Origin of the sequence: Streptomyces sp. CC228A (assembly GCF_021390935.1) — a bacterium.
In the GTDB taxonomy this organism is placed as follows: Bacteria; Actinomycetota; Actinomycetes; order Streptomycetales; family Streptomycetaceae; genus Streptomyces.
Genome location: NZ_JAJPUI010000001.1, coordinates 641,600 through 665,074 on the forward strand (window position 1 = coordinate 641,600; position 23,475 = coordinate 665,074).

Here is a 23,475-nt window from a genome sequence, read left to right on the forward strand (position 1 = left end):
CGCGGGCGGCCCGGCGGCGTACGGACGCGGCGGCGCCCACGGCGAGGCCCCGGCCCCTGGCGGGGCACGGACGCGGCCTGCGGGTCGTACGGGGCCGGCCGGCCAGCCGGGGGTGCGCCCCCGTGGACGATGTGCCCGCGGACGATGTGCCCGCGGACGATGTGCCGGTGGACGATGTGCCGGCGGGCGCGGGGGCCTGGCGCGGGGGCGGGGCCGGCTGCCGCCGTGGAAGGGCCCGCCGGGGGCGGGGGCGGCGAGGAGTCTGCTTCCCGGTACGGGGCCTCGTGCCGGCGGGCCGCCGAGGGGGCGCGGTCCGGGTGCGGGGGTATGGCCGGCCCCGCCGGGGCCGTGTCGCAGCCGGCCGCAGCCGGCACTCCGAGGACGGGCCTGCGCCGCGGAGCCGGCGGCGGTGCCGACTCGGCGTGCGGTGCCCGCTCGGATGCCTGCGGGGCGGACGGAAGGCCCGGGGCGGTCTCCACGGAGGGCGGCGGAAGGACCGGGGCGTGGGGCGCAGGCGGCGGCGGGACCTGGGCCGGGGCGGTACCCGTCGCCGGGAGCTCACGGGACGGAGCCGGTACGCGACCGGGCACGGGCAGGTCACCGGACGAGGCAGGTCCGGGACGGCTCGGCGGCAGGCCACCGGTCGAGCCGCCGGCGGGGCGGCTCGACGGCCGGCCGCCGGACAAGGCGCAAGCGGCACCGGTCGTCGGCACGTCACGGGAAGGAACCGGTACGCGACCGGGCGCGGGTAGCTCGCGGGACGAGGCCGGTCCGGATGCGCTCGCCGGCAGGTCGCCGGACGGAGCGGGCACGGGGCCGGGCGCCGGCAGGTCGCGGGAGGGGGAGGGCACGGGGCCGGGCGCCGGCAGGTCCCGTATGGCGCGGAGGCGGGTCGTGGTCTCCGCGGGCGCCTCGGGCTGCTGCGGGCGGGGTGTCCCGGTGCTCATCCGCCCCCCATCGTCGTCGTACCGGAACGCCGCCGGGGCAGCCCGGTTTGCCGGCGTGTAGGCGTCACTCTAAAGGCTGCGGCCGTCGTCGCGGCAACGCGTCCGCAGGCCCGGACGGTTCTGACCGGAACGTCCCCTCCTCACCCCCTACCCCGTGGTAGCCGCTTCTGGCACGCTCGGCGCATGACTCCCCGCGCAGCCGACCGGGCCCGCTACGACCGGGCCACCGCCCATCTCGACGCCCCGCTCGCCCTCGTGGACCTGGAGGCGTTCGACGCCAACGCCGACGACCTGCTGCGCCGGGCCGCGGGCAAACCGATCCGGGTCGCGTCCAAGTCGGTGCGCTGCCGGGCCCTGCTGGAACGGGTGCTGGCGCGCCCGGGGTTCGCGGGTGTGATGGCCTTCACGCTGGACGAGTCGCTGTGGCTGGCCCGCTGCGGAGTGGACGACGTGCTCCTCGCCTACCCGTCGGCGGACCGCGCCGGCTACGCGGAGTTGGCCTCGGACGCCAAGCTGGCGCGCGCCGTGACCGTGATGGTGGACGACCCGGCGCAGCTCGACCTCATCGACCGGGCGCGCGGGGACGGGCGCGAGGAGGTGCGGGTCTGCCTCGAACTGGACACGTCGCTGCGGCTGTTCGGCGGGCGGCTGCGGATCGGCGCGCGCCGCTCCCCCCTCCGGGAGCCGGCGCACCTCGCCGAACTGGCCCGGTCGGTGCAGCGCCGGCCGGGGTTCCGTCTCGTGGGGCTGATGGCGTACGAGGGGCATGTGGCGGGTGTGGGGGACGCGGTGGCGGGGCGTCCGCTGCGGTCCCGCGGGGTGCGGCTGATGCAGGCGGTGGCGCGGCGGGAGGTCGCGGAGCGGCGTGCGGCGGTGGTGGCGGCGGTCCGGTCGGTGGAGCCCGACCTGGAGTTCGTCAACGGCGGCGGCACCGGCAGCGTGCAGTACACGGTCGCGGAGGACGCGGTGACGGAGGTCGCCGCGGGGTCGGGGCTGTACGTGCCGCGGCTGTTCGACGACTTCTCGTCGTTCGCGGGCCGCCCGGCGGCGCTGTTCGCGCTCCCCGTGGTGCGCCGGCCCGGGGTGGGCGTGGTGACGGTGCTGGGCGGCGGGTACCCGGCGTCGGGTGCGGCGGGGCAGGACCGGCTGCCCGTGCCGTACCTGCCGGAGGGGCTGCGCTACGACCCGCTGGAGGGGGCCGGCGAGGTGCAGACGCCGCTGCTGGGCTCGGCCGCCGACGACCTGCTCATCGGGGACAAGGTGTGGTTCCGCCATGCCAAGGCGGGCGAGTTGTGCGAACGGTTCGAGCGGCTGCACCTGGTGGAGGGCGACCGGGTGACCGGGACGGTGCCCACGTACCGGGGCGAGGGGCGTACGTTCCTCTAGCCCGCCCCCGGCCCGCGCCGCCCCCGGTGCCCGCGCCGCCGACCCCCGGCCCGCGCCCTGCCGCCCTCGCACCCCGTCCGGCGGGGTTCAGCCCTCCTGTCCGGGGGCGATGCTGCTGCCGACGCCGCCGCCCGTGGCGCTGCCGATCGGGCGGATGCCCCGGGTGATCTCGTCCATGAGCGACAGCTTCGGCATGCCCTCGCCGGCGGTGAAGGCGAAGCGCACGACGACGGGGGCGCCGTCGCCGGTCGGCGAGGGGAAGACCAGCGACTGGACGTAGCCGCCCTGGCCCTTGCCGGTCGCGACCTGCCAGCGCACCAGGTATCCGGTGCGGCCCGCGGCGACGGCCTGGCGCTGGTCGACCACCTTGTGGGAGGTGATGCCGCCGTACGGCGAGACGCCCAGGCCGTCCTCGCCGAAAGCCTCCTCGGCGGCCCTGGCGATGTCGTCCTGGGCCATCTCCTGGGGGGTGCCCTGGCCGCTGGTCACCGTGCGGGAGCTGACCGTGCCGTAGCGGCAGAACCGGCCGCCCTCGGGGCAGCGGAAGGAGTCGACGGTGGCCATGGTGGCGGCCTGGTACGCACCGTACTGGGGGACCTCCCAGCCGTCCGGGAGGGGCATGGTGATGCCGTTGAGCTGGTCGACGAACGCGGTGGGAGCGTCAGCCCCGACCGGGTCGGAGGGCTTCACCGAGGGGGTGCCGGAGCCGCTCGGCGACGGCGCCGGGGAGGTGGTGCCGGGGCCCGCCGCCCCACCGGCGTCCGGTTCGCCGCCGGAGGGGCGCAGCACCAGGAAGGCGGTGACGGCGACCGCCGCCGCGGCCACGGCAGCGGCGGCGGCCAGGGCGGTGCGCCGGCCGCGCCGCGGCGGGGCGGCGGCCGCCGGGGCCCGGCCGGGTGCGCGCCGCCCGGCGGGCGGGTGTGTGCGGTCCACGCGGTGCCGTCCCACCAGCGTTCGACGGTGGGGGCGGCGGGGTCCGGGTACCAGCCGGGCGGCGTCGTCATGCTCATGCGGTCAGCGTAACGAGCGCTCAGAGCGGGGTGACGTACGCACCCGCGATTCCGCCGTCGACGAGGAAGTCGGTGGCGTTGACGAAGGAGGAGTCGTCGCTCGCCAGGAACGCCACGGCCGCCGCGATCTCCTCGGCCCGCGCGAACCGCCCCAGCGGGATGTGGACGAGGCGGCGGGCGGCCCGCTCCGGGTCCTTCGCGAACAGCTCCCGCAGCAGCGGGGTGTCGACGGGTCCGGGGCACAGGGCGTTGACGCGGATCCCTTCGCGGGCGAACTGCACGCCGAGCTCCCGGGACATGGCGAGGACGCCTCCCTTGGACGCGGTGTACGAGATCTGGCTGGTCGCCGCGCCCATGCGGGCCACGAAGGAGGCCGTGTTGATGATGGAGCCCCTTCCCTGGCGGCGCATGTAGGGGATGGCGGCCTTGCAGCAGAGGTAGACGGACGTGAGGTTGACCTCCTGGACGCGCTTCCACGCGTCGAGGCCGGTGTCCAGGATGGAGTCGTCGTCGGGCGGGGAGATGCCGGCGTTGTTGAAGGCGACGTCGACGCTGCCGTACGTGTCGTAGGCGGCCTTGAAGAGGGCCTCCACCTCCTCGGGGTCGGTGACGTCGACGCGTACGAAGAGGCCCCCGACCTCGTCTGCGGCGGCCTTGCCGGCCTTCTCGTCGATGTCGCCGCACACGACGCGGGCGCCTTCGGAGGCGAGGCGGCGGGCGGTGGCCAGGCCGATGCCGCTGCCGGCGCCGGTGACGACGGCGGTGCGGCCGACGAGGCGGCGGCAGATGCTCTCGGTGGCGTGCTCGTGGTCGGTCATGCGCTGCGTCAGCCTTCCGTGGGGTGCGTACTGATGAAGACGTTCTTGGTCTCGGTGAAGGCGGTGAGGGCGTCGGGGCCGAGCTCGCGGCCGATGCCGGACTGCTTGTAGCCGCCGAAGGGGGTCCAGTAGCGGACGCTGGAGTGCGAGTTGACGGACAGGTTGCCCGCCTGGACCGCCTGGGCGACGCGCAGGGCGCGGCCGACGTCGCGGGTCCACAGGGAGCCGGAGAGGCCGTAGTCGGTGGCGTTGGCGAGGCGTACGGCGTCGGCCTCGTCGTCGAAGGGCAGGACGACGGCGACGGGCCCGAAGATCTCCTCGGTGGCGGCGGGCGCGTCGGGGGCGAGGCCGGTGAGGACGGTCGGCGGGTACCAGAACCCGGGGCCGTCGGGGGCGCTGCCGCGCACGGCGGTGCCCGCGCCGTCCTCGGGGACGTACGAGCGGACGCGGTCGAGCTGGGAACGGGAGATGAGGGGGCCCATCTCGGTCCGCTCGTCGGCGGGGTCGCCGACGACGACCTTCTCGACCGCGGGGGCGAGGAGTTCGAGGAAGCGGTCGTGGACGCTGCGCTGCACGAGGATGCGGGTGCGGGCGCAGCAGTCCTGGCCGCTGTTGTCGAGGAAGGACATGGGCGCGGCGAGGGCGGCGGCCTCGATGTCGGCGTCGGCGAAGACGATGTTGGGGCTCTTGCCGCCGAGTTCCAGCGTGACCCGCTTCGTCCGGGCGGCGCAGGCCGCCATGATGCCCCTGCCGACACGGGTGGAGCCGGTGAAGACGATCTTCGCCACGCCGGGGTGCTCGACGAGCGCGGCGCCCGCGACCGGCCCGCGGCCGGGCAGCACCTGGAAGAGGTGCTCGGGCAGACCTGCGTCGAGGGCCAGCTCGGCGAGGCGCAGCGCGGTGAGGGGGGTGGTCTCGGCGGGTTTGAGGACGACGGCGTTGCCGGCGGCGAGGGCGGGCGCGGTGCCCCAGGCGGCGATCGGCATGGGGAAGTTCCAGGGGGCGATGACGCCCACCACGCCGAGCGGTTCGAGGAAGGTGACGTCGACGCCGCCGGGTACGGGGATCTGTCGGCCGGTCAGCCGCTCCACTCCCCCGGCGGCGTAGTCGAGCAGGTCGCGGACGTTCCCGGCCTCCCAGCGGGCGTTGCCGAGGGTGTGCCCGGCTTCGCGGACCTCCAGCAGGGCCAGTTCCTCCAGGTGCCCGTCGACGGCGGCGGCGAACCGGCGCAGCAGCCTGGCCCGGTCGCCCGGCGCGAGGGCGGCCCAGGTGCGCTGGGCCGCGGCGGCGCGGCGGACGGCGGCGTCCACGTCGGCGGCGGTCGCGGCGGGGACGGTCGCGACGGGTTCCTCGGTGGCGGGGTTGAGGACCTGGAGCTCGTCGGGTGTGTCGGTCATGGGTCCGTCCTCACGGGTGGTCACAGGCGTTCGAAGGAGCGGCGCAGCTCCCAGTCGGTGACGGCGGCGTCGAAGGCGTCGAGTTCGACGCGGGCCATGTTGCGGTAGTGGGCGACGACCTCGTCTCCGAAGGCGGCCTTGGCGAGGGTGCTGTTCTCCCACAGCTCGGCGGCCTCGCGCAGGGTGGTGGGGACGTGTTCGCGGGCGTCCTCGTACGCGTTGCCCGCGCAGGGCTCGGGCAGGTCGAGCTGCTGCTCGATGCCGTGCAGGCCGGCGGCGACGAGGCCGGCGACGGCGAGGTACGGGTTGACGTCCCCGCCGGGCAGGCGGTTCTCGAAGCGGGTGGAGGGGCCGTGGCCGACGACCCGCAGGGCGCAGGTGCGGTTGTCGTGGCCCCAGGCCACGGCGGTGGGGGCGAAGGAGCCCGGCTGGAAGCGCTTGTACGAGTTGATGTTGGGCGCGTAGAGCAGGGAGAACTCGCGCAGGGCCGCGAGCTGTCCGGCGAGGAAGTGCCGCATCAGGGGGGACAGGGCGGCGGGGGTGCCGGCCGGGCCGTCGCCGGCCAGGGCGTTGCGGCCGTCGGCGTCCTGGAGGGAGAGGTGGATGTGGCAGGAGTTGCCCTCGCGTTCGTTGTACTTCGCCATGAAGGTGAGGGAGACGCCTTCCTGGGCGGCGATCTCCTTGGCGCCCGTCTTGTAGACGGCGTGCTGGTCGCAGGTGGTGAGGGCGTCGGTGTAGCGGAAGGCGATCTCGTGCTGGCCGGGGTTGCACTCGCCCTTGGCGGACTCGACGGTGAGGCCGGCGCCCGCCATGTCGTTGCGCAGCCTCCGCAGCAGGGGCTCGACCCGGCCGGTGCCGAGGATCGAGTAGTCGACGTTGTACCGGTTGGCGGGGGTGAGCCCGCGGTAGTCGGCGTCCCAGGCCTGCTCGTAGCTGTCGGTGAAGACGATGAACTCCAGCTCGGTGCCGACGTGGGCGGTGTAGCCGTGGGCGGCGAGGCGGTCGAGCTGGCGGCGCAGGATGTGGCGGGGGGAAGCGGTGACGGGGGCGCCGTCGTGCCAGGTGAGGTCGGCGAGGAGCAGTGCGGTGCCGGGGTGCCAGGGGATGCGGCGGAGGGTGGCCGGGTCGGGGCGCAGGGCGAAGTCCCCGTAGCCGGTGGACCAGGAGGACATGGCGTAGCCGTCGACGGTGTTCATGTCGGGGTCGACGGCGAGGAGGTAGTTGCATCCCTCGGTGCCGTGCTCCAGGACCTCGTCGAGGAAGAAGCGGGCGGCGAAGCGCTTGCCCTGGAGGCGGCCCTGCATGTCGGGGAAGGCCAGGACGACGGTGTCGACGGTGCCGCCGGCCACGAGGGCGTGCAGTTCCTCGACGGAGAGGGGCGGGGTGCGGTCCGCCTGGGGGTGTACGGCCTTGCTGCGGTCTGCCACGGGGTGGATCCTCCTTGGGTCAGCCGGGAGCCATAAGGTATGGGTGAGAACCATTGCTTGGGAAGAGGAGGGGGCCCGATGATCGAAGAGGCGCCCGATCGGGGGCAGGCCGCCGATCCGTTGACGCCCGTGCTGCGGCCGGTGCGGGCGGGCAACGGCTTCGAGGAGGCGCTGGCCCAGATCCTCCAGGTGGTACGGCTCGGCCTGGTGCCGGCGGGCGGGCGGCTGCCCGCCGAGCGGGAGCTCGCGGAGCGCCTCGGCGTCAGCCGGGTGACGCTGCGCGAGGTGCTGAAGGTGCTCCAGGAGCAGGGGCTCGTGGAGAGCCGGCGCGGCCGGTACGGCGGGACGTTCGTGCTGCGCCGCGAACGGGAGCCGGGCGAGCAGGAGCTGCGGCGCCGGATCGCGGCGGTGGACCTGGAGGACACGCTGCGGTTCCGGGAGGTGCTGGAGACCGGCGCGGCAGGGCTGTGCGCGGCGCAAGGGCTGACCGGCGGGGAGGCGCGGCGGCTGCGGGCGGCCCTGCGGGCCACGCACGACGCGCCCCTGGAGGACTACCGGCGGCGGGACACGCTGCTGCACCTGGCGCTCGCCGAGCTGTCGGGCTCGCCGACGCTGACCGCGCAGTACGCCGCGGTGCGGGCGACGGTGAACGACCTGCTGGACGGCATCCCCCTGCTGGTGCGGAACCTGGAGCACGCCCAGCACCAGCACGACGCGCTGGTCGAAGCGGTGCTGGAGGGCGACGCGGAGGCCGCCCGGGAGGTGGCGCGGGAGCACTGCGCGGGGACGGCGGCGCTGCTGCGGGGCTTTCTGGCGTGACCCCGCGGGAGCGGACGCGGGCGGGGGCGGCGCCGCCGCTGCGGGGCGCCCTGGCGCGACCGCGGGGAACCGGGCGCGAGCGGGCGCGCCGGGTGAAAGTCGCGCACGGGTCTTGCGCAGCGGTGCGGGCCACCGCAAAGGTATGGGGCCATTCCATTGGGTCGGCCCCTGGGGCGCTCCCGTGGCCGGTCCGTGCGGCCGGCGCGGCGGCGCGGGGCCGGCCCGCTGGGCCGTCGACGGGGGTTCGATCCGAGCCGGAGGCTGACGCTGCCATGACGCTGGAAGACACCGAGGGCACGACCACGGGCGGGCCGCGTCCGCAGGACGACTACCTGAAGCGCCGCACCCTGCGGCAGGGCAGCGCGGGCTGGCTGCTGCTGACCGGGCTCGGCGTGGGGTACGTCGTGTCCGGGGACTACTCCGGCTGGAACATCGGCCTCGCGGAGGGCGGCTTCGGCGGCCTGGCGATCGCGACGCTGCTGATGGGCACGATGTACGCGTGCCTGGTGTTCTCGCTGGCCGAGCTGTCGGCGATCCTGCCCGCGGCGGGCGGCGGCTACGGCTTCGCCCGCCGGGCGCTCGGCCCGTGGGGCGGCTTCCTCACCGGCACGGCGATCCTCATCGAATACGTCCTGGCGCCCGCCGCGATCTCCCTCTTCATCGGCGACTACGTCGAGTCGCTCGGCTTGTTCGGGCTCACCGCGGGGTGGCCGGTCGGCCTCGTCTGCTTCGCCGTCTTCATCGGCATCCACCTGTGGGGCGTGGGCGAGGCGCTGCGCTTCAGCCTGGTCGTGACGGCGGTGGCGGTGGCGGCCCTGCTGATCTTCGCGGTGGGCGCGTTCACGGAGTTCCGGGCGGCGGGGCTCGACGACATCCCGGTGGACCCGGAGGCCTTCGGTGCGAGCTCCTGGCTGCCGTACGGGCTGCTGGGCATCTGGGCGGCGTTCCCGTTCGGCATGTGGTTCTTCCTGGGGGTGGAGGGTGTGCCGCTGGCCGCCGAGGAGGCCAAGGACCCGGTCAGGTCGATGCCGAAGGCGATGTCCCTGTCGATGGGCGTGCTGGTGCTGCTGGCCGTGGTGACGTTCCTGGCGGCGACGGGCGTGCGCGGCTCGGCCGCGCTCCAGGACGCGGGCAATCCGCTGGTGGTGGCCCTGGAGGGGGACGGCGGGCCGACGGCGCTGAGCCGCTTCGTCAACTACGCGGGTCTCGCGGGCCTGGTGGCGTCGTTCTTCTCGCTCATCTACGCGGGCTCGCGCCAGCTGTTCGCGCTGTCCCGGGCCGGCTACCTGCCGCGCTTCCTGTCCCTGACGAGCCGCCGGAAGGCGCCGTACCTGGGCCTGCTCATCCCCGGCGCGATCGGCTTCTCGCTGGCCGCGTGGACGGGGGACGGCGCCCGGATGCTGAACGTGGCGGTGTTCGGCGCCACCATCTCGTACGCGCTGATGGCGCTGTCCCACATCGTGCTGCGGCGCCGCGAACCGCACCTGGAGCGGCCCTACCGCACCCCGGGCGGGGTGCTGACGTCGTCGGTCGCCTTCGTCCTGGCGCTGGCGGCCCTGGTGGCGACGTTCCTGGTGGACGAGGACGCCGCCTTCGCGGCACTCGGCGTCTACGCGATCGCGGTGGCGTACTTCGCGTTCTACAGTCGGCACCGCCTGGTGGCGAGCGCCCCCGAGGAGGAGTTCGCGGCGCTGGCGGCCGCCGAGGCGGAGCTGGACCGCAGCGGAGAGGGGTAAGGGGTGGCCAGGCCACTGATCGGTGTGACGACGTATCTCGCCCCGGCGGCGTGGGGTGTGTGGGACATGCCGGCGGCGCTGCTGCCCGCGGCCTACCCCCGGCTGGTGCAGGCCGCGGGCGGCCTCGCCGCGATGCTGCCGCCGGACCCGTCGCCGTCGGCCGCGGCCGCGGCGGTGGCCCGGCTGGACGGGCTCGTCGTCGCGGGCGGCCCCGACGTGGAGCCGGTGCGGTACGGGGCGCGGCCCGACCCGCGTACGGGACCTCCGGACCGGGCGCGGGACGCCTGGGAGCTGGCCCTGATCGAGGCCGCGCTGGCGGCGGGCACGCCGCTGCTCGGCGTGTGCCGGGGCATGCAGCTGCTGAACGTGGCGCTCGGCGGGACGCTGGTGCAGCACCTGGACGGTCATGTGGAGCGCGTCGGCTGCTTCGGCCGGCACACCGTCAAGCCGGTGCCCGGCACCCGCTACGGCGCGCTGGTGCCCGAGGCGGCGGAGGTCCCCACCTACCACCACCAGGCGGTGGACCGCCTGGGCCGGGGTCTGCGGCCCTCGGCGTACGCGGAGGACGGCACGGTGGAGGCCGTGGAGGCGGCCGGGGACGCCTGGGTCCTGGGCGTCCAGTGGCACCCGGAGATGGGCGAGGACCTCCGGGTGATGGAGGGACTGGTGCGGGCGGCCGCGGGCGCCGGGTGACGGCGGGGGCGCGGTGCCGCCGTGCCGCCGCACGGGGGTGACGGCGGGGGCGCGGTGCCGCCGTGCCGCCGCACGGGGGTGACGGCGGGGGCGCGGTGCCGCCGTACCGCCGCACGAGGGTGACGCCGGGGGCGCGGTGCCGCCATGCCCCCCGCGCGTGGCGGCCTGCCGTCCCCGCACCCGGCCCCGCCCGCCGGAGCCGCACCCGCCCGCCGCGCGGTCACCCTCCGGCCCTGGCACCCGCGCGCGCCGCGCCGGACGCAGAAGGCCGGGCTACGCGCGCGTTGGCGCGGGGCCCGCGCCCCCGGGGGCGTCCCCCAGCCGCTCGACCCGCACGGCTACGCGCGCGTCGCGCGGCTCGCACGGCACACCAGCCCGCGGCTCACGCCGAACCGCGCCCTCCACGCACGCGGCGCACGTCCGCGCCCCGGAACGTCCCCAGCCGCTCGACCCGCACAGCTACGCGCGCGTCGCGCGGGACAGGGACAGCAGGTCGCGTGCCGGTCCGGTGGGGCGGGTGCCGCGGGGCCACACCGCCCGCAGGGCGCGGCGCAGGTCGACGCCCTCGACCGGGACCTCCGCGAGCCGGCGCGACGTCAGCTCCTCCGTGACGGCCAGTTCGCTGAGGACAGCCGGACCGGCCCCGCTCACGGCCGCCGCCTTGACGGCCGTGGTGGACGCCAGCTCCATGAGCGGCGCGGCGAGGCCGCCGTGCCCGGCGAGGGCCGAGTCCAGGACCTGGCGGGTCCCTGAGCCGTACTCGCGCAGCACCAGGGGTGTCGTCGCCAGTTCGGCGGGCGTGACGGGGACGCGGCGCCGCGCCCACCGGTGCCCCGGGGCCGCGACGACGAGGAGCCTGTCGTGGGCCACCACCGCGCCCTGCAGACCCTGCGGGACGGCCAGCCCCTCCACGTACCCGAGGTCGGCCTCGCCGTCCAGGAGGAGGGCCGCGACCGCCGCCGAGTTCCCGGCCCGGAGGGACACGGCGGTGTCCGTGCGCTCGGCGCGCAGCGCGATCAGCCAGCCCGGCAGCAGGTACTCGGCGATGGTCATCGACGCGGCCACCCGCAGCCGCGAGTCCCTGCGGTCGCGCAGGGCCTGCGCTCCGGCGTCGAACGCCTCGGCCGCCTCCACCACCCGCCGCGCCCAGTCGGTGACGAGCGCGCCTGCGTCGGTGAGCCGTGAGCCGCGCGGCGAGCGGTCGACGAGGGCGACGCCGAGCTGCCGCTCCATGGAGCGGATGCGGCTGCTGGCGGCGGGCTGGGTGATGCCCAGCTCGCGCGCGGCCCGGCCGAGGCTGCCGTGCCGGGCGACGGCGAGCAGGAGTTCCAGGGCACCCAGGTCGGGCACGCGATGCGACAGGCTCATAACCTCAGCTTATGGGGCCATAGGGAAAAGGTCCCTGGTCGGGCGGGACACGGGCCGCGAAGCTCGATGCCATGGCAGCAACCGTCCTCCCCGGCCCCCGCCCGCAGCCCTCGCCCGCCGAGTCCCCCGGGGACCCCTCCGGCGCCGGTGCCGGGCCGGGACGGGACACCCCCTCCTGTCCCGGCGGGCCCCCGGGAGCAGGCACCGGCCCGCACCTCCACCCGCGGCCTGGGGACTCCCCGCGAGCTTGCCCGGCGCCGGCGGACGGGCCGCTCGGGGCCGCCGCTTCCGGCACGTGCGGCACCTGGGACCGAACTGGTACGCGGTCGTCATGGGCACGGGGATCGTCGGTAGCGCGGGCGCCGGGCTGCCGCTCGGGCTGCCCGGCCTGCGGACGGTGTGCGCGGCGATGTGGGCGCTGTCCCTGGTGCTGCTGGCCGCCCTGCTGGCGGCCAGGGCGCTGCACTGGGCGTACCACCGTGACCGGGCGCGCGAGCACCTGCGGGACCCGGGCACGGCGCCGTTCCACGGCTGCACGGCGATGGCGCTGGTCTCCGCGGGCGGCGGCACGCTGCTGGTGGGGCGGGACTGGATCGGCGCGGACGCGGCCCTGGCGCTGGGCGCGGCGCTCTTCGCGGCGGGGACGGCGGCGGGTCTGGTGGCGGCGGTGGCGGTGCCGTACCTGATGGTCGTACGGCACCGGGTGGAGGAGGCGTCGCCGGTGTGGCTGCTGCCGCTGGTCGCGCCGATGGTGTCGGCCGCGGTCGGCCCGCTCCTCGCCGTGCGCCTGCCGCCGGGGCAGGCGCGGGCGACGCTGCTGGCGGGGTGCCTGGCCCTGTTCGGGATGAGTCTGCTGGCGGCGCTCCTGGTGCTGCCGCTGGTGTTCGGCCGGTTGGTGCTGGGCGGGCCTCCCGCGGCGGCGCTGACGCCTGCGCTGCTGCTGGTGCTGGGTCCGCTGGGGCAGTCGGCGACGGCGGTGAACGCGTTCGCGGACGCGGTGCCCCGCCTGCCGTACGGCGGGGTGCTCGCGGCCGTGTTCGGGCTGCCGGTCCTGGGGTTCGCGCTGCTGTGGCTGGCCTGGAGCGGGGCCCTGGTGCTGCGGGCACACCGCCGCGGCATGGGTTTCGCCATGACGTGGTGGGCGTTCACGTTCCCGGTGGGGACGTGTGTGACGGGTCTGGAGGGGCTGGCGCGTCACACGGGTCTGGAGGCGCTGCGGTGGGCCGCGGTGGCGCTGTTCGCCGTGCTGGCGGCCGGGTGGCTGGCGGCGGCCTCGGGGACGGTGCGGGGCTGGTCAGCGGAGCGCTGCTCGCAGCGCCCGGCGCAGCACCGCGGGCGCCTCGGCGAGGGACGGCCCGTACCAGGTGAGGTGGCGGCCGTCGACGAGGGCGGCGGGCAGCCCGGGGAACGCCTCGGGCCCGTCGCCGGCGGTGAAGCGGTACGGCTCGTCGGGCAGGACGACCAGATCGGCACCGGCGGCCCGCAGCTCGTCGAGCGGGACGCGCGGGTAGCGGTCGGGATGGCGGCGTACGCGTTGGCCACACCCAGCCGCGCGAGCAGGTCGCCGGCGAAGGTGTCGCGGCCGAGCACCATCCAGGGCCGCCGCCAGACCGGGACCACGGCGCGGCGCGGCGGGCCGTCGGGGCGCACGTCGGCCCAGGCCGCCTCCGCGTCGTCCAGCCAGCGCGGCCGCCCGGTGACACCGCAGGCGGCCAGGACGCGGGCGAGCTCGCGCAGCGCCTGGTCCAGGGTCCGCACCTCGGTGACCAGCACCTCGATCCCGGCGGCCCGCAGCGCGGCGAGGTCGGGGGCGCGGTTCTCCTCCTCGTTGGCGAGGACGAGGTCGGGGCGCAGGGCGGCGATCGCGGTGGTGTCCGGGTTCTTCGTGCCGCCGACCCGGGCGGCACCGCCCAGGTCGGCGGGGTGGGTGCACCAGTCGGTGACGCCGACGAGGAGGCCGGGCGCGGTGACGGCGACCGCCTCGGTGAGGGACGGCACCAGGGAGACGACGCGCGGCGCGGTCACGGCGCCGACGCCTCCATGTGCGGGGCCACGGCGACGACGAGCAGCCGGGTCTCCGGCGCGGAGGCGCGCCAGCGGTGCCGCACGCCGCCGGACAGGTGCATGGTGTCGCCGCGCTCCAGCCGGTAGGCGCGGCCCTCGGCCTCGACCTCCACGGTGCCGTCAGCGACGTACAGCAGGGCGTCGTTGCGCAGGACGATCTCCCGTCCCGCGTCGTGCTCGCCGGTGAACTCGTCGGCGTGCAGTTGGTGCTCACCGCGCACCAGGGGGCGCACGCCGGGGGGCGCGGCAGGGTCGGCGGCGCCGGAGGCGGCGCGGACGACATCGACGGTGCGGGCGGTGTCGGCGGCGTCGAGGAGCTCCACGGCAGTGGTCTTCAGCGCCTCGGCGATGCACTCCAGGGACCGGGTGCTCGGGCGGGCCCGCTCGTTCTCGATCTGGCTGAGAAAAGGCACGGACAGGCCGCTGCGCTCCGCGACCGCGGCGAGGGTGAGCGACAGCGCGCGGCGCCTCCTGCGGACGGCCGCGCCCACACGGGGCGATTCCTTGTCGTCGTGCATGATTCCCTCCCTTCCCTCGCTCACCGATCCACCTTACGCAGCCGGAGTACCGCCGAGTAGCGCAATCGGCCGAAGCGGCCGGGCGGGGCCGGTGTCAGTGGTGTGCGGCATGATGCGGAGTGTGACGCGACGCCTGATGCTGCTGGACACCGCCTCCCTGTACTTCCGGGCCTACTTCGGGGTCCCCGACACCGTGCGGGCCCCGGACGGCACACCCGTGAACGCCGTGCGGGGGCTGCTGGACTTCATCGCCCGGCTCGTGCAGGACCACCGGCCGGACGAGCTGGTGGCCTGCATGGACGCCGACTGGCGCCCCGAGTGGCGGGTCGCGCTGATCCCCTCGTACAAGGCGCACCGGGTGGCCGTGGAGACACCCGCCGGGGAGGCCGACGAGGAGGAGGTGCCGGACACCCTGTCCCCGCAGGTGCCGGTGATCGAGGCGGTGCTGGACGCGCTGGGCATCGCACGGGTCGGCGTCGCCGGGTACGAGGCGGACGACGTGATCGGGACCCTCGCCACGCGGTCGGCGGGCCCGGTGGACATCGTCACCGGCGACCGGGACCTGTACCAGCTGGTGGACGACGCACGCGGCGTGCGGGTGCTGTACCCCCTGAAGGGCGTGGGGACGCTCCAGGTAGCGGACGGGGAGTGGCTGCGGGAGAAGTACGGCGTGGACGGCCCCGGTTACGCGGACCTGGCGCTGCTGCGCGGCGACCCGAGCGACGGGCTGCCGGGCGTGCCCGGCATCGGGGAGAAGACGGCGGCGAAGCTCCTGGCGGCCTTCGGCGACCTCGCGGGGATCATGGCGGCGCTGGACGACCCCCGGTCGAAGCTGACACCCGGCCAGCGCAAGCGGCTGGAGGAGGCGCGGGACTACGTGGCGGTGGCGCCGCGGGTGGTGCGGGTCGCGAGCGACGTCCCGCTGCCGGAGTTCGACCCCGGGCTGCCCCGCGAGCCGAAGGACCCGGTGGCGCTGGAGGAGCTGGCGCACCGCTGGGGGCTCGGCGGCTCACTGGACCGGCTGCTGACGGCGCTCCCCCGGTGAAGATGTTAGCTTAGGTATACCTAAGTCGCAGTCGAGGACGGGGAGAGCTCCGTGGCGTCCGAAACACCGGCCGAACCGGCCCGCAAGGCACCCGCGGTGCACGAGGCCCGGGTGCTGCGCACCGAGCGGATCGCTCCGCACATGGTGAGGATCGTCGTCGGCGGCGACGGCCTGGCCGCGTTCGCCACGTCCGGGTACACGGACCACTACGTGAAGCTGCTCTTCCCGCCGCGGGGCGTGACCTACCCCGAGCCCTTCGACCTGGAGCGGATCCGGGCGGAACTGCCCCGCGACCAGTGGCCGGCCCAGCGCACCTACACCGTGCGCGCCTGGGACGCGGCGCAGCGGGAGCTCACCCTGGACTTCGTGGTGCACGGCGACGAGGGCCTCGCCGGCCCCTGGGCGGCGCGCGCCGAGGCCGGCGACACCGTCCGGCTCCTCGGGCCTGGCGGCGGCTACGCCCCGGACCCGGACGCGGACTGGCACCTGCTGGCCGGCGACGAGAGCGCGCTGCCGGCCATCGCGGCCGCCCTGGAGCAGCTGCCGGAGGACGCCGTGGCGCACGCGTTCATCGAGGTGGCGGAACCGGACGACGAGCTGAAGATCGCCGCCCCCGCGGGCGCGCACGTCCAGTGGCTGCCGCGGCGCGGCGCACCGGTCGGCGAACCGCTGATCGCCGCGGTCCGCGCCCTGGACTTCCCGGCGGGCAGCGTCCACGCCTTCGTCCACGGCGAGGCCGGCGCCGTGAAGGAGCTGCGCCGCCACCTCCGCCGGGACCGCGGCGTCCCGCTCGACCGGCTGTCGATCTCGGGCTACTGGCGCCTGGGCAAGACGGACGAGGCGTGGCGCGCGGTGAAGCGCGAGTGGAACGCCCGGATCGAACGCGAACAGGAAGCCGCGTAGCCCCTGCGGGGGGGCGTCGCCCTCACCCGCGCCCCCGCCCACCGCTGCCGACGACGGCCTCCCCCGCTTGGCGGCGCCCACCGGCAGCCCCGTCCCCTACGCGGGCGCCGGGGGCGGAAGGCACCGCCGAGAGTGCCGACGTCGTCCCCCGTCCCCTCACGCGGGCGCCGGGGGCACCGGCCCCGCACCGTACCGGCGGGCCGAGGCGTCGGCCTGGGCCAGATGGCGCAGGGACGACAGGACCACGTCCCCGAGGACGGTGCCGACGACGGCGGCCTCCACCACGTCCTCACGGCTCGGCTCTCCCGCCACGTAGGCGATGTCCACCGCGGCGACGCGCTCGGCGGCCTCCGCGTAGGCGTCCAGGTTGTGTGCGGCGAACCGGGCATGCCCGAGCCGGCGCATCGCCGCCAGGGCGGCGGCCAGGGACCGCACCGCGGAGGCGGACTCCTCGACCCGCCACCCCCTGCGCCGCATCAGCTCCACCACCTCCTCCCGCGCCTCCGCCCCTTCCTCGTCCTGCTCCGCCCCGGGCTTCGGCGCCATGTGGTCGTGCGCCGCCCCCAGCACCTCGTGCACGGACCGCGACGGGTCCTCCACCGCCTCCAGGACGCCCCGCACGGCCGACACCGAGCAGCCGCCGACGTCGATGAGCGCCCGGACGAGCCGCAGCCTGCGCACGTGCGACTCGTCGTAGCCGGCCTGGTTGGGGCTGCTCAACCGCCCGGCGTGCAGCAGTCCCTCCCGTACGTAGTACTTGATCGTCGGCACCGGCACACCGGTCCGCCGGCTCAGCTCACCCACGCGCACGCCGCCGCGCACCCCCTCCTGCCACGTCCGCCCCTTTTCCGGGCGACACCACCACGGACAGTCCCGCTATCGGACAACGGTAAGCGCCGCTCCCCGTCCTCCGCCCGGCCCGCCGGACGGGCCCGCCCCGGAACCGCGAGCCGCTCCCCTCCGGCCGGGCCCACGGGCACCGCTCCGCGGCGGCGAGGGCGTCGCCGAGGCCGTGGAGGGGTGTCGCCGGCGACGGTCGGCCCGTACGCGGTGAACGGCCCGGAGGCGCGTCCCGGGTTCGCCGGGCAGCGCGCCGGGCGCAGAGGCCCCCGCCCCGCGGGCTGTCCCTGTCGGCCCGCGGACCTGCCCGCATCCCCGTATGCGCCCCGGCGCGTTGCCGCCCCTCTTCCGCGCCCGCCGTGCTTCCGCCCACAGGCGACAGCCCGCCGCCCCCGGCACAGGGGCGGCGAGGGGTCCGCCGCCCGGCCCGCGGCCGGGCCGTGCATCCCCGCCGCCGGGGACGTGCGGCCCTGGCCCCGAGACGGCGGCGGAGTGACCGTGGACGTACGCGCAGGGCGGAGCCGCCGCTGCCATCCGCCCGGATGGGAGGCCGCCGTGCCCCTCGACACCTGGCTCCGGCCGCGCACCACGGCCTCGCCGCCCACGAGGTCGTGCTGCCCATGGAGACCGACCCGCAGCGCGGCCTCTCCCGGGGAGGAGGCGGCGCTGCGGGGCGACCCCACCGAGGGCGCCCTCCTCGTCGCCGCACGCAAGGCGGGCCTCCCCCACTCCGTGCGAAACGACCACCCGCGCCTACCGGCCTTCGAACCCAAGGAACCCGGGATCATGACCCGCGCTCCGCGCGACCCGGCGAGGCCCCTGCTCACCGGCACACCGGTCGTGCGCGTGCTGCTGGTCTCCGCTCTGCTGGTGGCGGGCAGCTGGTGGGTGCTCTCCTGGGAGCAGGGCATGGGCTCCGATCTGGCGGAGGCCCGCACCGCGGCCGTGAACCTGTTCGTGGCCGTCGAACTGGTCCACCTCTTCAGCTGCCGGTCCCTGCGCCGCCCGGTGCGGCGCATCGGCTGGTTCAGCAACCCGTGGGTGGTCGGCGGCGTCCTCGTCCAGGTCGCGGGCCAACTGGCCCTGACCTACCTGCCGGTGATGAACCGGCTGTTCCCCACCGCTCCGCTGGGCGCGGACTCCTGGCTGCGGATCGCGGGCGTCGCGGCCCTCACCTCGGCAGCCGTCGCGGCACACAAGTACCCGCAGCGCGCGCCGATGTGACGGAGCGCCAGGCGGGGTCGGCGCAGCGCCCCCACGCGCCGGCAGCGGAAGGGTGCGGCCAACGGGTGCGCGGCACCGAGCGGATACCGAGGCCACCCGGTCGCCTGCCGAGCCGCCGGCCACGCCCGGCCACCCGACCGCCGCCGACCACCGGGCCGCAAGCCGGAGGCGTTCCGCGGGCGGCCCCGACATGCCCGCGGGCCCCGCGCACTCGGTCGCAGGCGATCAGCCGACCACCCCAGGAGCCCGACGGCCATGCCGCAAGCCCGCGTCGGCCTGCGGGCGTCAGCCGCCCGCAGGCGGCGCGTCAGCCCACCGAGCTGTACGCGACCACGCCGCGCAGCAGCCCGTCGACGGCCTTGCGCGCGTTCTTCGCGACCGTGCCGCCGTCCGCGGGGGCGGCCGCCGCGATCTGGCCCAGGACGTCGATGACCTGCTTGCACCAGCGGACGAAGTCGCCCGCCGGCATCTCCGCCTCCCGCAGCACCTCGTCCAGGCCCTTGCCGGACGCCCACTGGTGAGCGGCCCAGGCGAAGCCGAGGTCCGGCTCGCGCTGGCCGACGCCCTCCGCCTGGTTGATGCGGAACTCCTCTTCCAGCCCGTCCAACCGGCCCCAGATCCGCACCATCTCGCCCAGCGCCGTCTTCGCCTTGCCGGACGGCACCTTGGGGACGACCGCGTCGTCCGACTGCCGCGCCTCGTACACCAGCGCCGACGCGCAGGCCGCCAGCTCGGCCGGGCCGAGGCCCTCCCAGACGCCCGCCCGCAGGCACTCGCTGGCCAGCAGGTCCAGCTCGCCGTAGAGCCGGGCCAACCGCTTGCCGTGCTCGGTGACCTCGTCGTCCCGCAGGTAGTCGAGCTCCGTCAGCAGCGCGACGATCCGGTCGAAGGTACGGGCGATGGTGTTCGTCCGCCCCTCGATGCGCCGCTCCAGCTGCCGCGTGTCCCGCTGCAGCCGGTGGTAGCGCTCCGCCCAGCGGGCGTGGTCCTCGCGCTCGTCGCACCCGTGGCAGGGGTGCGCGCGCAGCTCCTTGCGCAGCCGGGCGATCTCCCGGTCGTCGACGGCCTCGGACCGGCGCTTGCGCTGCCGCTCGGGCGCCAGGTGGCCGGCCTTCGTGCGCAGCGCCGACGCCAGGTCGCGGCGGGACTGCGGGGAGCGCGGGTTGAAGGAGCGCGGGATGCGCATCCGCTCGACCGGCTCCACCGGTACCGGGAAGTCGATCGGCGCCAGCCGCTTGACCTGCCGCTCCGCCGTGAGCACCAGCGGCCGCGGCCCGTCGTGGTAGTCCAGCCCGCGGTGGCCGTTGGACCGCCCGCCGGGCAGGCCGGGGTCCAGGACCAGCGCGAGCCCGGCGAACTTGCCGGTCGGCACGTGGATGACGTCACCGGGCTTGAGCCGCTCCAGGGCAGTGGCCGCCGCGGCCCGCCGCTGTGCGACGCCCTGCTTGGCGAGCTCGTTCTCCCGGTCCTTCAGCTCGCGGCGCAGCCGCGCGTACTCCTCGAAGTCCCCGAGGTGGCAGGTCATGCCCTCCCGGTAGCCCTCCAGGCCCTCCTCGTTGCGCTGCACCTGCCGGGAGATGCCGACGACCGACCGGTCGGCCTGGAACTGGGCGAAGGAGGTCTCCAGCAGCTCCCGCGAACGGTGCCGGCCGAACTGGTCGACGAGGTTGACCGCCATGTTGTACGACGGCTTGAAGCTGGAGCGCAGCGGGTAGGTGCGGGTCCCGGCCAGTCCGGCCAGGTGCCCGGGGTCCATGCCGCGCTGCCACAGCACGACGGCGTGGCCCTCGACGTCGATGCCGCGCCGCCCGGCGCGCCCGGTGAGCTGCGTGTACTCACCGGGGGTGATGTCGGCGTGCTGCTCGCCGTTCCACTTGACGAGCTTCTCCAGCACCACGGACCTGGCGGGCATGTTGATGCCGAGCGCCAGGGTCTCGGTGGCGAAGACCGCCTTGACCAGGCCGCGGACGAAGAGCTCCTCCACGACCTCCTTGAAGGTCGGCAGCATGCCGGCGTGGTGCGCGGCGATGCCCCGCTCCAGGCCCTCCAGCCACTCGTAGTAGCCGAGGACGTGCAGGTCCTCGGTCGGGATGGAGGCGGTGCGCTCCTCGACGATCTCGCGGACCCGGTGGCGGGCCTCCTCGTCGTTCAGCCGCAGCCCGGCGTAGAGGCACTGCTGGACGGCGGACTCGCAGCCGGCGCGGCTGAAGATGAAGGTGATGGCGGGCAGCAGGCCCTCGGCGTCGAGCCGCTCGATGACCTCGGCGCGCCCCGGTGTCCAGATCCGGGACCGCTGGCGGCGCTCCCGCTCCCGGTCCGCCTCGCGGACCATCTTCCCCCGGCGCCGGTCGCGCGGGTTGTACGTGCGGGAGTTCTCCATCCGGGCGAGGCGGACCAGGTCGGGGTTGACCTCGCGCCGTGCGGCGCCGCGGCCGCCGTGGTCGGTCTCCTCCTCGAAGAGGTCGTAGATCCGCCGCCCGGCCAGGACGTGCTGCCACAGCGGCACGGGCCGGGTCTCGGAGACGATCACCTCGGTGTCGCCGCGGACGGTGTCGAGCCAGTCGCCGAACTCCTCGGCGTTGGAGACGGTCGCGGAGAGCGACACCAGCGTCACCGACTCGGGCAGGTGGATGATCACCTCTTCCCAGACCGCGCCGCGGAACCGGTCGGAGAGGTAGTGGACCTCGTCCATCACCACGTAGCCGAGGCCGCCGAGCGCCTGGGAGCCGGCGTACAGCATGTTGCGCAGGACCTCGGTGGTCATCACGATCACCGGCGCGTCGGAGTTGACGCTGTTGTCGCCGGTGAGCAGGCCGACCTTGCCGGGGCCGTAGCGCTTGACGAGGTCGTTGTACTTCTGGTTCGACAGCGCCTTGATGGGCGTGGTGTAGAAGCACTTGCGGCCCTGCGCGAGGGCGAGGTGCACGGCGAACTCGCCGACGATGGTCTTGCCCGAGCCCGTCGGCGCGGCGACGAGCACGCCTTTGCCGTCCTCCAGGGCGCGGCATGCCTCGATCTGGAACGGGTCCAGTTCGAAGTCGTAGAGATCACGGAAGGCGTGGAGCGCGGTGGCCTGCTCGGCGGCCCTGCGCCGTGCGGCCGCGTACGCTTCCGCTGGTGTGAGGTCGTCTGTCATCGTGCTATCGAGCCTACCCGGCAGCACTGACACTCAGCTTGGCGTTTGTTCGGCCTCGGTCGGCCGCCTCCGCCGGCGCCGTGCCGCACGGCGGAGGGGCCTGCCCGGTGTCGCGTCAGGTGGCGTCGTCGTAGCCGTGGGGGCGGTTGTCCTGCGCGGTGTCACCGGTGGACTGGTGCGGCAGCTGGGGCGCGACCCTCTCGGTGGGTTCCAGTGCCGACGGGGTGAGGTCGAGCTCGGATGCCTCGTCGTCGGCGAGCTCGGGACCGCGGCGGGTGTCGCGGCGCCGGTCGTTGAGGATCGAGAAGGCGACCGCGGCGAAGTAGAGGCCCGTCATGGGGACGGCGAGGACGAACATCGACAGCGGGTCGGTGGGCGTCACCATGGCGGAGAACACGGCGATGCCCATGACCATGCCGCGCCACCAGCTGAGCATGCGGCGGCCGCTCAGCACGCCGCCTGCGTTCAGCAGGGCCAGCAGCACGGGGAGCTGGAACGCCAGGCCGAAGGCCAGGGTCAGCTTGATGTTCATGCTGACCATGTCGTCGAGGGTGATCTGGTTGACCGATCCCTCGATGCTGAAGGAGAGCAGGATGAGCACGGCCTGCGGCAGCAGCCAGTAGGCGAGCAGGGCCCCCAGGGCGAAGAGGGGGGTGCCGACCGCCACCGTCGTCAGGGCGTACTTCTTCTCCTTCCTGTGCAGCCCGGGCGCGATGAAGGCCCAGAGCTGGTAGAGCCAGACCGGAGCCGCGACGAGCAGCGACGCCATGATCGCCACCTTGATGTAGGTGGCGAACGCGGAGGTCAGTCCGGGCTGGACGAGGTAGGCGCACTTGCCCGGCTCCCGCTGTGCCTGCTCAAGGCTGACGCACCTGGGCACCGGATCACTGACGAACGTCGAGATGTCCTTGGCGAAGAACAGCATGACGATCATGATCGGTACGATCGCAAGAAGGGACTTCACGAGCCGGTTGCGCAGTTCGCGCAGATGCTCGACGAGGGGCATGCGCCCCTCGGGATCCCTGACCTTCTTGTCCTTCTTGCGGGCGGACTTGAGCAACCCACGTCCCTTGTCTCGTCGAAGGCAGCCGCACACCGGGCGAGCTGTCAGCGTTTCCTGTGATGAACCCCCGCGGTGAACGGGGGCGCGTCAGCCCTGCGTGGTGCGCTTCGGCTCTTCGACGGGGCGGGCGGAGGCGACGTCACCGGGGGCGGCCTGAATGGTCCTCGGCGCGGCGGTCTGCTCCGCGGTGCCGCCGCTGTGCTGGGTGTCGCCGGCGGAGGCGCCGTCCTTCTTCATCGCCGCGGCCTCGCTCTTCAGGATGCGGGCCGACTTGCCCAGGGAACGGGCGGCCTCGGGCAGCTTCTTGGCGCCGAAGAGCAGCACGATGAGCCCCACGATGATGAGGAGCTGCCAGATGCCTACGTTCTGAAACCCCATGACTGCCTACCTTCTGACCGAGGTCGTCTGAACCGGGAGGTGCGGGTGCAGGCCAGGGGAACCGCCCGCACGAATCCTCATCGTAACCCTCGTGGGTAAACACCCGGCAATGCCCCGGAATACCTCCGGGGCCGCTGCGCAAGGCCCGTACCTGCACGTTCGGGGTGGTGAACGGCCCGGTCAGCGCCGGGGCAGGGCCTCACCGGCGCGGGCCAGGCCGGTCGCCGCACGCTCCAGCTCGTCGGCGGCGCAGCCGATCCGCTCTGTGGCGTGCGTCACTTGGCGGCCGAGGCGCTGGGCCTCGATGAACACCCGGATCCCGAGGACGCCGAGGACGGCGGTCCCCAGGAACCCGAGGGCGACGGCGAGCATGGGCCAGAGCATGCGGGAGAGCGTATCCCGTCTCAGACGGTGGAGTGGAGCCGCAGCGTCCGCACCCCGCCGCCGGTGAGCAGCTCGATGATCCGCTCCCCCGCCGGCTTGCGGACGGCCGAGCCGCACTCCGGGCAGGTGAAGGTGTAGAAGGTGGTGCGGTGGCTGGCGCCGATGGCCAGCCTCAGCGACCCGGCGGACAGTTCGAAGCGGGCGCGGCACTCGGGACAGGCCGCCTTGAAGAGGACCGGGTCGCGCGGTGCGGGGACGCCGGACAGCAGCGGCGCGTCCGCCCTCTCTCCCATGTCGCCCATGGCTCTGCTCTCCCCCG

General features: G+C 75.2%; 20 protein-coding genes and 2 pseudogenes. 8 read left to right on the forward strand and 14 right to left on the reverse strand.

Annotated elements, in window-relative coordinates; all coding sequences use genetic code 11:
- Window positions 1-1,130: 1,130 nt before the first annotated feature.
- Window positions 1,131-2,333 (forward strand): amino acid deaminase/aldolase, encoded by a 1,203-nt coding sequence (locus L6E17_RS02890; protein WP_236239183.1) that lies wholly within the window; start codon window positions 1,131-1,133, stop codon window positions 2,331-2,333.
- A gap of 87 nt (window positions 2,334-2,420) precedes the next feature.
- Here the strand turns inward: L6E17_RS02890 and L6E17_RS02895 are convergent, their stop codons facing one another.
- From L6E17_RS02895 to L6E17_RS02915, 5 genes are read right to left on the reverse strand one after another with little or no spacing between them, the layout of a single operon-like run.
- On the reverse strand, window positions 2,421-3,122 hold the full coding sequence (locus L6E17_RS02895; protein WP_374108977.1) for a hypothetical protein: 702 nt from the start codon (window positions 3,120-3,122) through the stop codon (window positions 2,421-2,423).
- Window positions 3,020-3,343 (reverse strand): DUF2510 domain-containing protein, encoded by a 324-nt coding sequence (locus L6E17_RS31340; protein WP_374108978.1) that lies wholly within the window; start codon window positions 3,341-3,343, stop codon window positions 3,020-3,022. The genes L6E17_RS02895 and L6E17_RS31340 overlap by 103 nt, the downstream gene beginning before the upstream one ends.
- A gap of 20 nt (window positions 3,344-3,363) precedes the next feature.
- On the reverse strand, window positions 3,364-4,161 hold the full coding sequence (locus L6E17_RS02905; RefSeq protein ID WP_236239184.1) for a 3-oxoacyl-ACP reductase: 798 nt from the start codon (window positions 4,159-4,161) through the stop codon (window positions 3,364-3,366).
- Between the two features lie 8 nt (window positions 4,162-4,169).
- Entirely contained in the window at window positions 4,170-5,558 is a 1,389-nt protein-coding gene (locus L6E17_RS02910) for an aldehyde dehydrogenase (protein WP_236239185.1), read from the reverse strand.
- A 20-nt stretch (window positions 5,559-5,578) separates the two neighbouring features.
- Window positions 5,579-6,985 (reverse strand): glutamine synthetase family protein, encoded by a 1,407-nt coding sequence (locus L6E17_RS02915; RefSeq protein WP_236239186.1) that lies wholly within the window; start codon window positions 6,983-6,985, stop codon window positions 5,579-5,581.
- A 78-nt stretch (window positions 6,986-7,063) separates the two neighbouring features.
- On the opposite strand from L6E17_RS02915, the gene L6E17_RS02920 reads away from it, so the two are divergent.
- The 3 genes from L6E17_RS02920 (at window position 7,064) to L6E17_RS02930 (ending at window position 10,233) form a co-directional block, all read left to right on the forward strand.
- Entirely contained in the window at window positions 7,064-7,804 is a 741-nt protein-coding gene (locus L6E17_RS02920) for a FadR/GntR family transcriptional regulator (RefSeq protein ID WP_236239187.1), read from the forward strand.
- A gap of 272 nt (window positions 7,805-8,076) precedes the next feature.
- Window positions 8,077-9,540, forward strand: a complete 1,464-nt coding sequence (gene eat / locus L6E17_RS02925; RefSeq protein ID WP_236239188.1) for an ethanolamine permease — start codon at window positions 8,077-8,079, stop codon at window positions 9,538-9,540.
- A gap of 3 nt (window positions 9,541-9,543) precedes the next feature.
- Window positions 9,544-10,233 carry a gamma-glutamyl-gamma-aminobutyrate hydrolase family protein gene (locus tag L6E17_RS02930; protein ID WP_236239189.1) on the forward strand — a complete coding sequence of 230 codons (690 nt, stop codon included), beginning with the start codon at window positions 9,544-9,546 and terminating at the stop codon, window positions 10,231-10,233.
- 459 nt (window positions 10,234-10,692) lie between these two features.
- Here the strand turns inward: L6E17_RS02930 and L6E17_RS02935 are convergent, their stop codons facing one another.
- Window positions 10,693-11,601, reverse strand: coding sequence for a LysR family transcriptional regulator (locus tag L6E17_RS02935; protein WP_236239190.1), 909 nt, complete (start codon window positions 11,599-11,601; stop codon window positions 10,693-10,695).
- 331 nt (window positions 11,602-11,932) lie between these two features.
- On the opposite strand from L6E17_RS02935, the pseudogene L6E17_RS02940 reads away from it, so the two are divergent.
- Window positions 11,933-12,969, forward strand: a pseudogene (locus L6E17_RS02940) (C4-dicarboxylate ABC transporter).
- Here the strand turns inward: L6E17_RS02940 and L6E17_RS02945 are convergent.
- Window positions 12,896-13,626 (reverse strand): annotated as a pseudogene (locus L6E17_RS02945) (helical backbone metal receptor). The pseudogenes L6E17_RS02940 and L6E17_RS02945 overlap by 74 nt on opposite strands.
- Window positions 13,623-14,183: a helix-turn-helix domain-containing protein gene (locus L6E17_RS02950; RefSeq protein ID WP_236239621.1), complete on the reverse strand. Its 561-nt coding sequence runs from the start codon at window positions 14,181-14,183 to the stop codon at window positions 13,623-13,625. The pseudogene L6E17_RS02945 and the gene L6E17_RS02950 overlap by 4 nt, the downstream one beginning before the upstream one ends.
- A 136-nt stretch (window positions 14,184-14,319) precedes the next feature.
- On the opposite strand from L6E17_RS02950, the gene L6E17_RS02955 reads away from it, so the two are divergent.
- Complete coding sequence (locus L6E17_RS02955) at window positions 14,320-15,228, forward strand: 5'-3' exonuclease (RefSeq protein WP_236239622.1); 909 nt, start codon at window positions 14,320-14,322, stop codon at window positions 15,226-15,228.
- Window positions 15,229-15,279: 51 nt separating this feature from the next.
- On the forward strand, window positions 15,280-16,131 hold the full coding sequence (locus L6E17_RS02960; protein ID WP_236239191.1) for a siderophore-interacting protein: 852 nt from the start codon (window positions 15,280-15,282) through the stop codon (window positions 16,129-16,131).
- A gap of 156 nt (window positions 16,132-16,287) precedes the next feature.
- Here L6E17_RS02960 and L6E17_RS02965 read toward each other — a convergent pair whose 3' ends face one another.
- A complete protein-coding gene (locus L6E17_RS02965; RefSeq protein ID WP_308315814.1) occupies window positions 16,288-16,935 on the reverse strand; it encodes a MerR family transcriptional regulator in 648 nt (215 codons plus the stop codon).
- Between the two features lie 768 nt (window positions 16,936-17,703).
- On the opposite strand from L6E17_RS02965, the gene L6E17_RS02970 reads away from it, so the two are divergent.
- On the forward strand, window positions 17,704-18,195 hold the full coding sequence (locus tag L6E17_RS02970; RefSeq protein ID WP_308315831.1) for a cation transporting ATPase C-terminal domain-containing protein: 492 nt from the start codon (window positions 17,704-17,706) through the stop codon (window positions 18,193-18,195).
- Between the two features lie 307 nt (window positions 18,196-18,502).
- On the opposite strand, the gene L6E17_RS02975 is transcribed toward L6E17_RS02970, so the two are convergent.
- The 5 genes from L6E17_RS02975 to L6E17_RS02995 form a co-directional block, all read right to left on the reverse strand.
- Entirely contained in the window at window positions 18,503-21,331 is a 2,829-nt protein-coding gene (locus tag L6E17_RS02975; RefSeq protein ID WP_236239194.1) for an RNA helicase, read from the reverse strand.
- Between the two features lie 115 nt (window positions 21,332-21,446).
- Window positions 21,447-22,391: a twin-arginine translocase subunit TatC gene (gene tatC, locus L6E17_RS02980; protein ID WP_236239195.1), complete on the reverse strand. Its 945-nt coding sequence runs from the start codon at window positions 22,389-22,391 to the stop codon at window positions 21,447-21,449.
- A gap of 90 nt (window positions 22,392-22,481) precedes the next feature.
- Window positions 22,482-22,772, reverse strand: coding sequence for a Sec-independent protein translocase subunit TatA (gene tatA, locus L6E17_RS02985; protein ID WP_236239196.1), 291 nt, complete (start codon window positions 22,770-22,772; stop codon window positions 22,482-22,484).
- 180 nt (window positions 22,773-22,952) lie between these two features.
- The gene (locus L6E17_RS02990; RefSeq protein ID WP_236239197.1) at window positions 22,953-23,156 is read right to left on the reverse strand and encodes a hypothetical protein; all 204 of its coding nucleotides are present in this window, start codon (window positions 23,154-23,156) and stop codon (window positions 22,953-22,955) included.
- Between the two features lie 20 nt (window positions 23,157-23,176).
- Complete coding sequence (locus L6E17_RS02995; RefSeq protein ID WP_236239623.1) at window positions 23,177-23,449, reverse strand: hypothetical protein; 273 nt, start codon at window positions 23,447-23,449, stop codon at window positions 23,177-23,179.
- Window positions 23,450-23,475: the final 26 nt, after the last annotated feature.

Excerpts from the sequence above, each read along its gene's own strand:
- L6E17_RS02890 (WP_236239183.1), top strand. The coding sequence starts at position 1,131 with ATGACTCCCCGCGCAGCCGACCGGGCCCGCTACGACCGGGCCACCGCC.
- L6E17_RS31340 (WP_374108978.1), bottom strand. The coding sequence starts at position 3,343 with ATGAGCATGACGACGCCGCCCGGCTGGTACCCGGACCCCGCCGCCCCC.
- L6E17_RS02905 (WP_236239184.1), bottom strand. The coding sequence starts at position 4,161 with ATGACCGACCACGAGCACGCCACCGAGAGCATCTGCCGCCGCCTCGTC.
- L6E17_RS02910 (WP_236239185.1), bottom strand. The coding sequence starts at position 5,558 with ATGACCGACACACCCGACGAGCTCCAGGTCCTCAACCCCGCCACCGAG.
- L6E17_RS02920 (WP_236239187.1), top strand. The coding sequence starts at position 7,064 with ATGATCGAAGAGGCGCCCGATCGGGGGCAGGCCGCCGATCCGTTGACG.
- eat (WP_236239188.1), top strand. The coding sequence starts at position 8,077 with ATGACGCTGGAAGACACCGAGGGCACGACCACGGGCGGGCCGCGTCCG.
- L6E17_RS02935 (WP_236239190.1), bottom strand. The coding sequence starts at position 11,601 with ATGAGCCTGTCGCATCGCGTGCCCGACCTGGGTGCCCTGGAACTCCTG.
- L6E17_RS02950 (WP_236239621.1), bottom strand. The coding sequence starts at position 14,183 with ATGCACGACGACAAGGAATCGCCCCGTGTGGGCGCGGCCGTCCGCAGG.
- L6E17_RS02955 (WP_236239622.1), top strand. The coding sequence starts at position 14,320 with ATGCTGCTGGACACCGCCTCCCTGTACTTCCGGGCCTACTTCGGGGTC.
- L6E17_RS02975 (WP_236239194.1), bottom strand. The coding sequence starts at position 21,331 with ATGACAGACGACCTCACACCAGCGGAAGCGTACGCGGCCGCACGGCGC.
- tatA (WP_236239196.1), bottom strand. The coding sequence starts at position 22,772 with ATGGGGTTTCAGAACGTAGGCATCTGGCAGCTCCTCATCATCGTGGGG.
- L6E17_RS02990 (WP_236239197.1), bottom strand. The coding sequence starts at position 23,156 with ATGCTCTGGCCCATGCTCGCCGTCGCCCTCGGGTTCCTGGGGACCGCC.
- L6E17_RS02995 (WP_236239623.1), bottom strand. The coding sequence starts at position 23,449 with ATGGGAGAGAGGGCGGACGCGCCGCTGCTGTCCGGCGTCCCCGCACCG.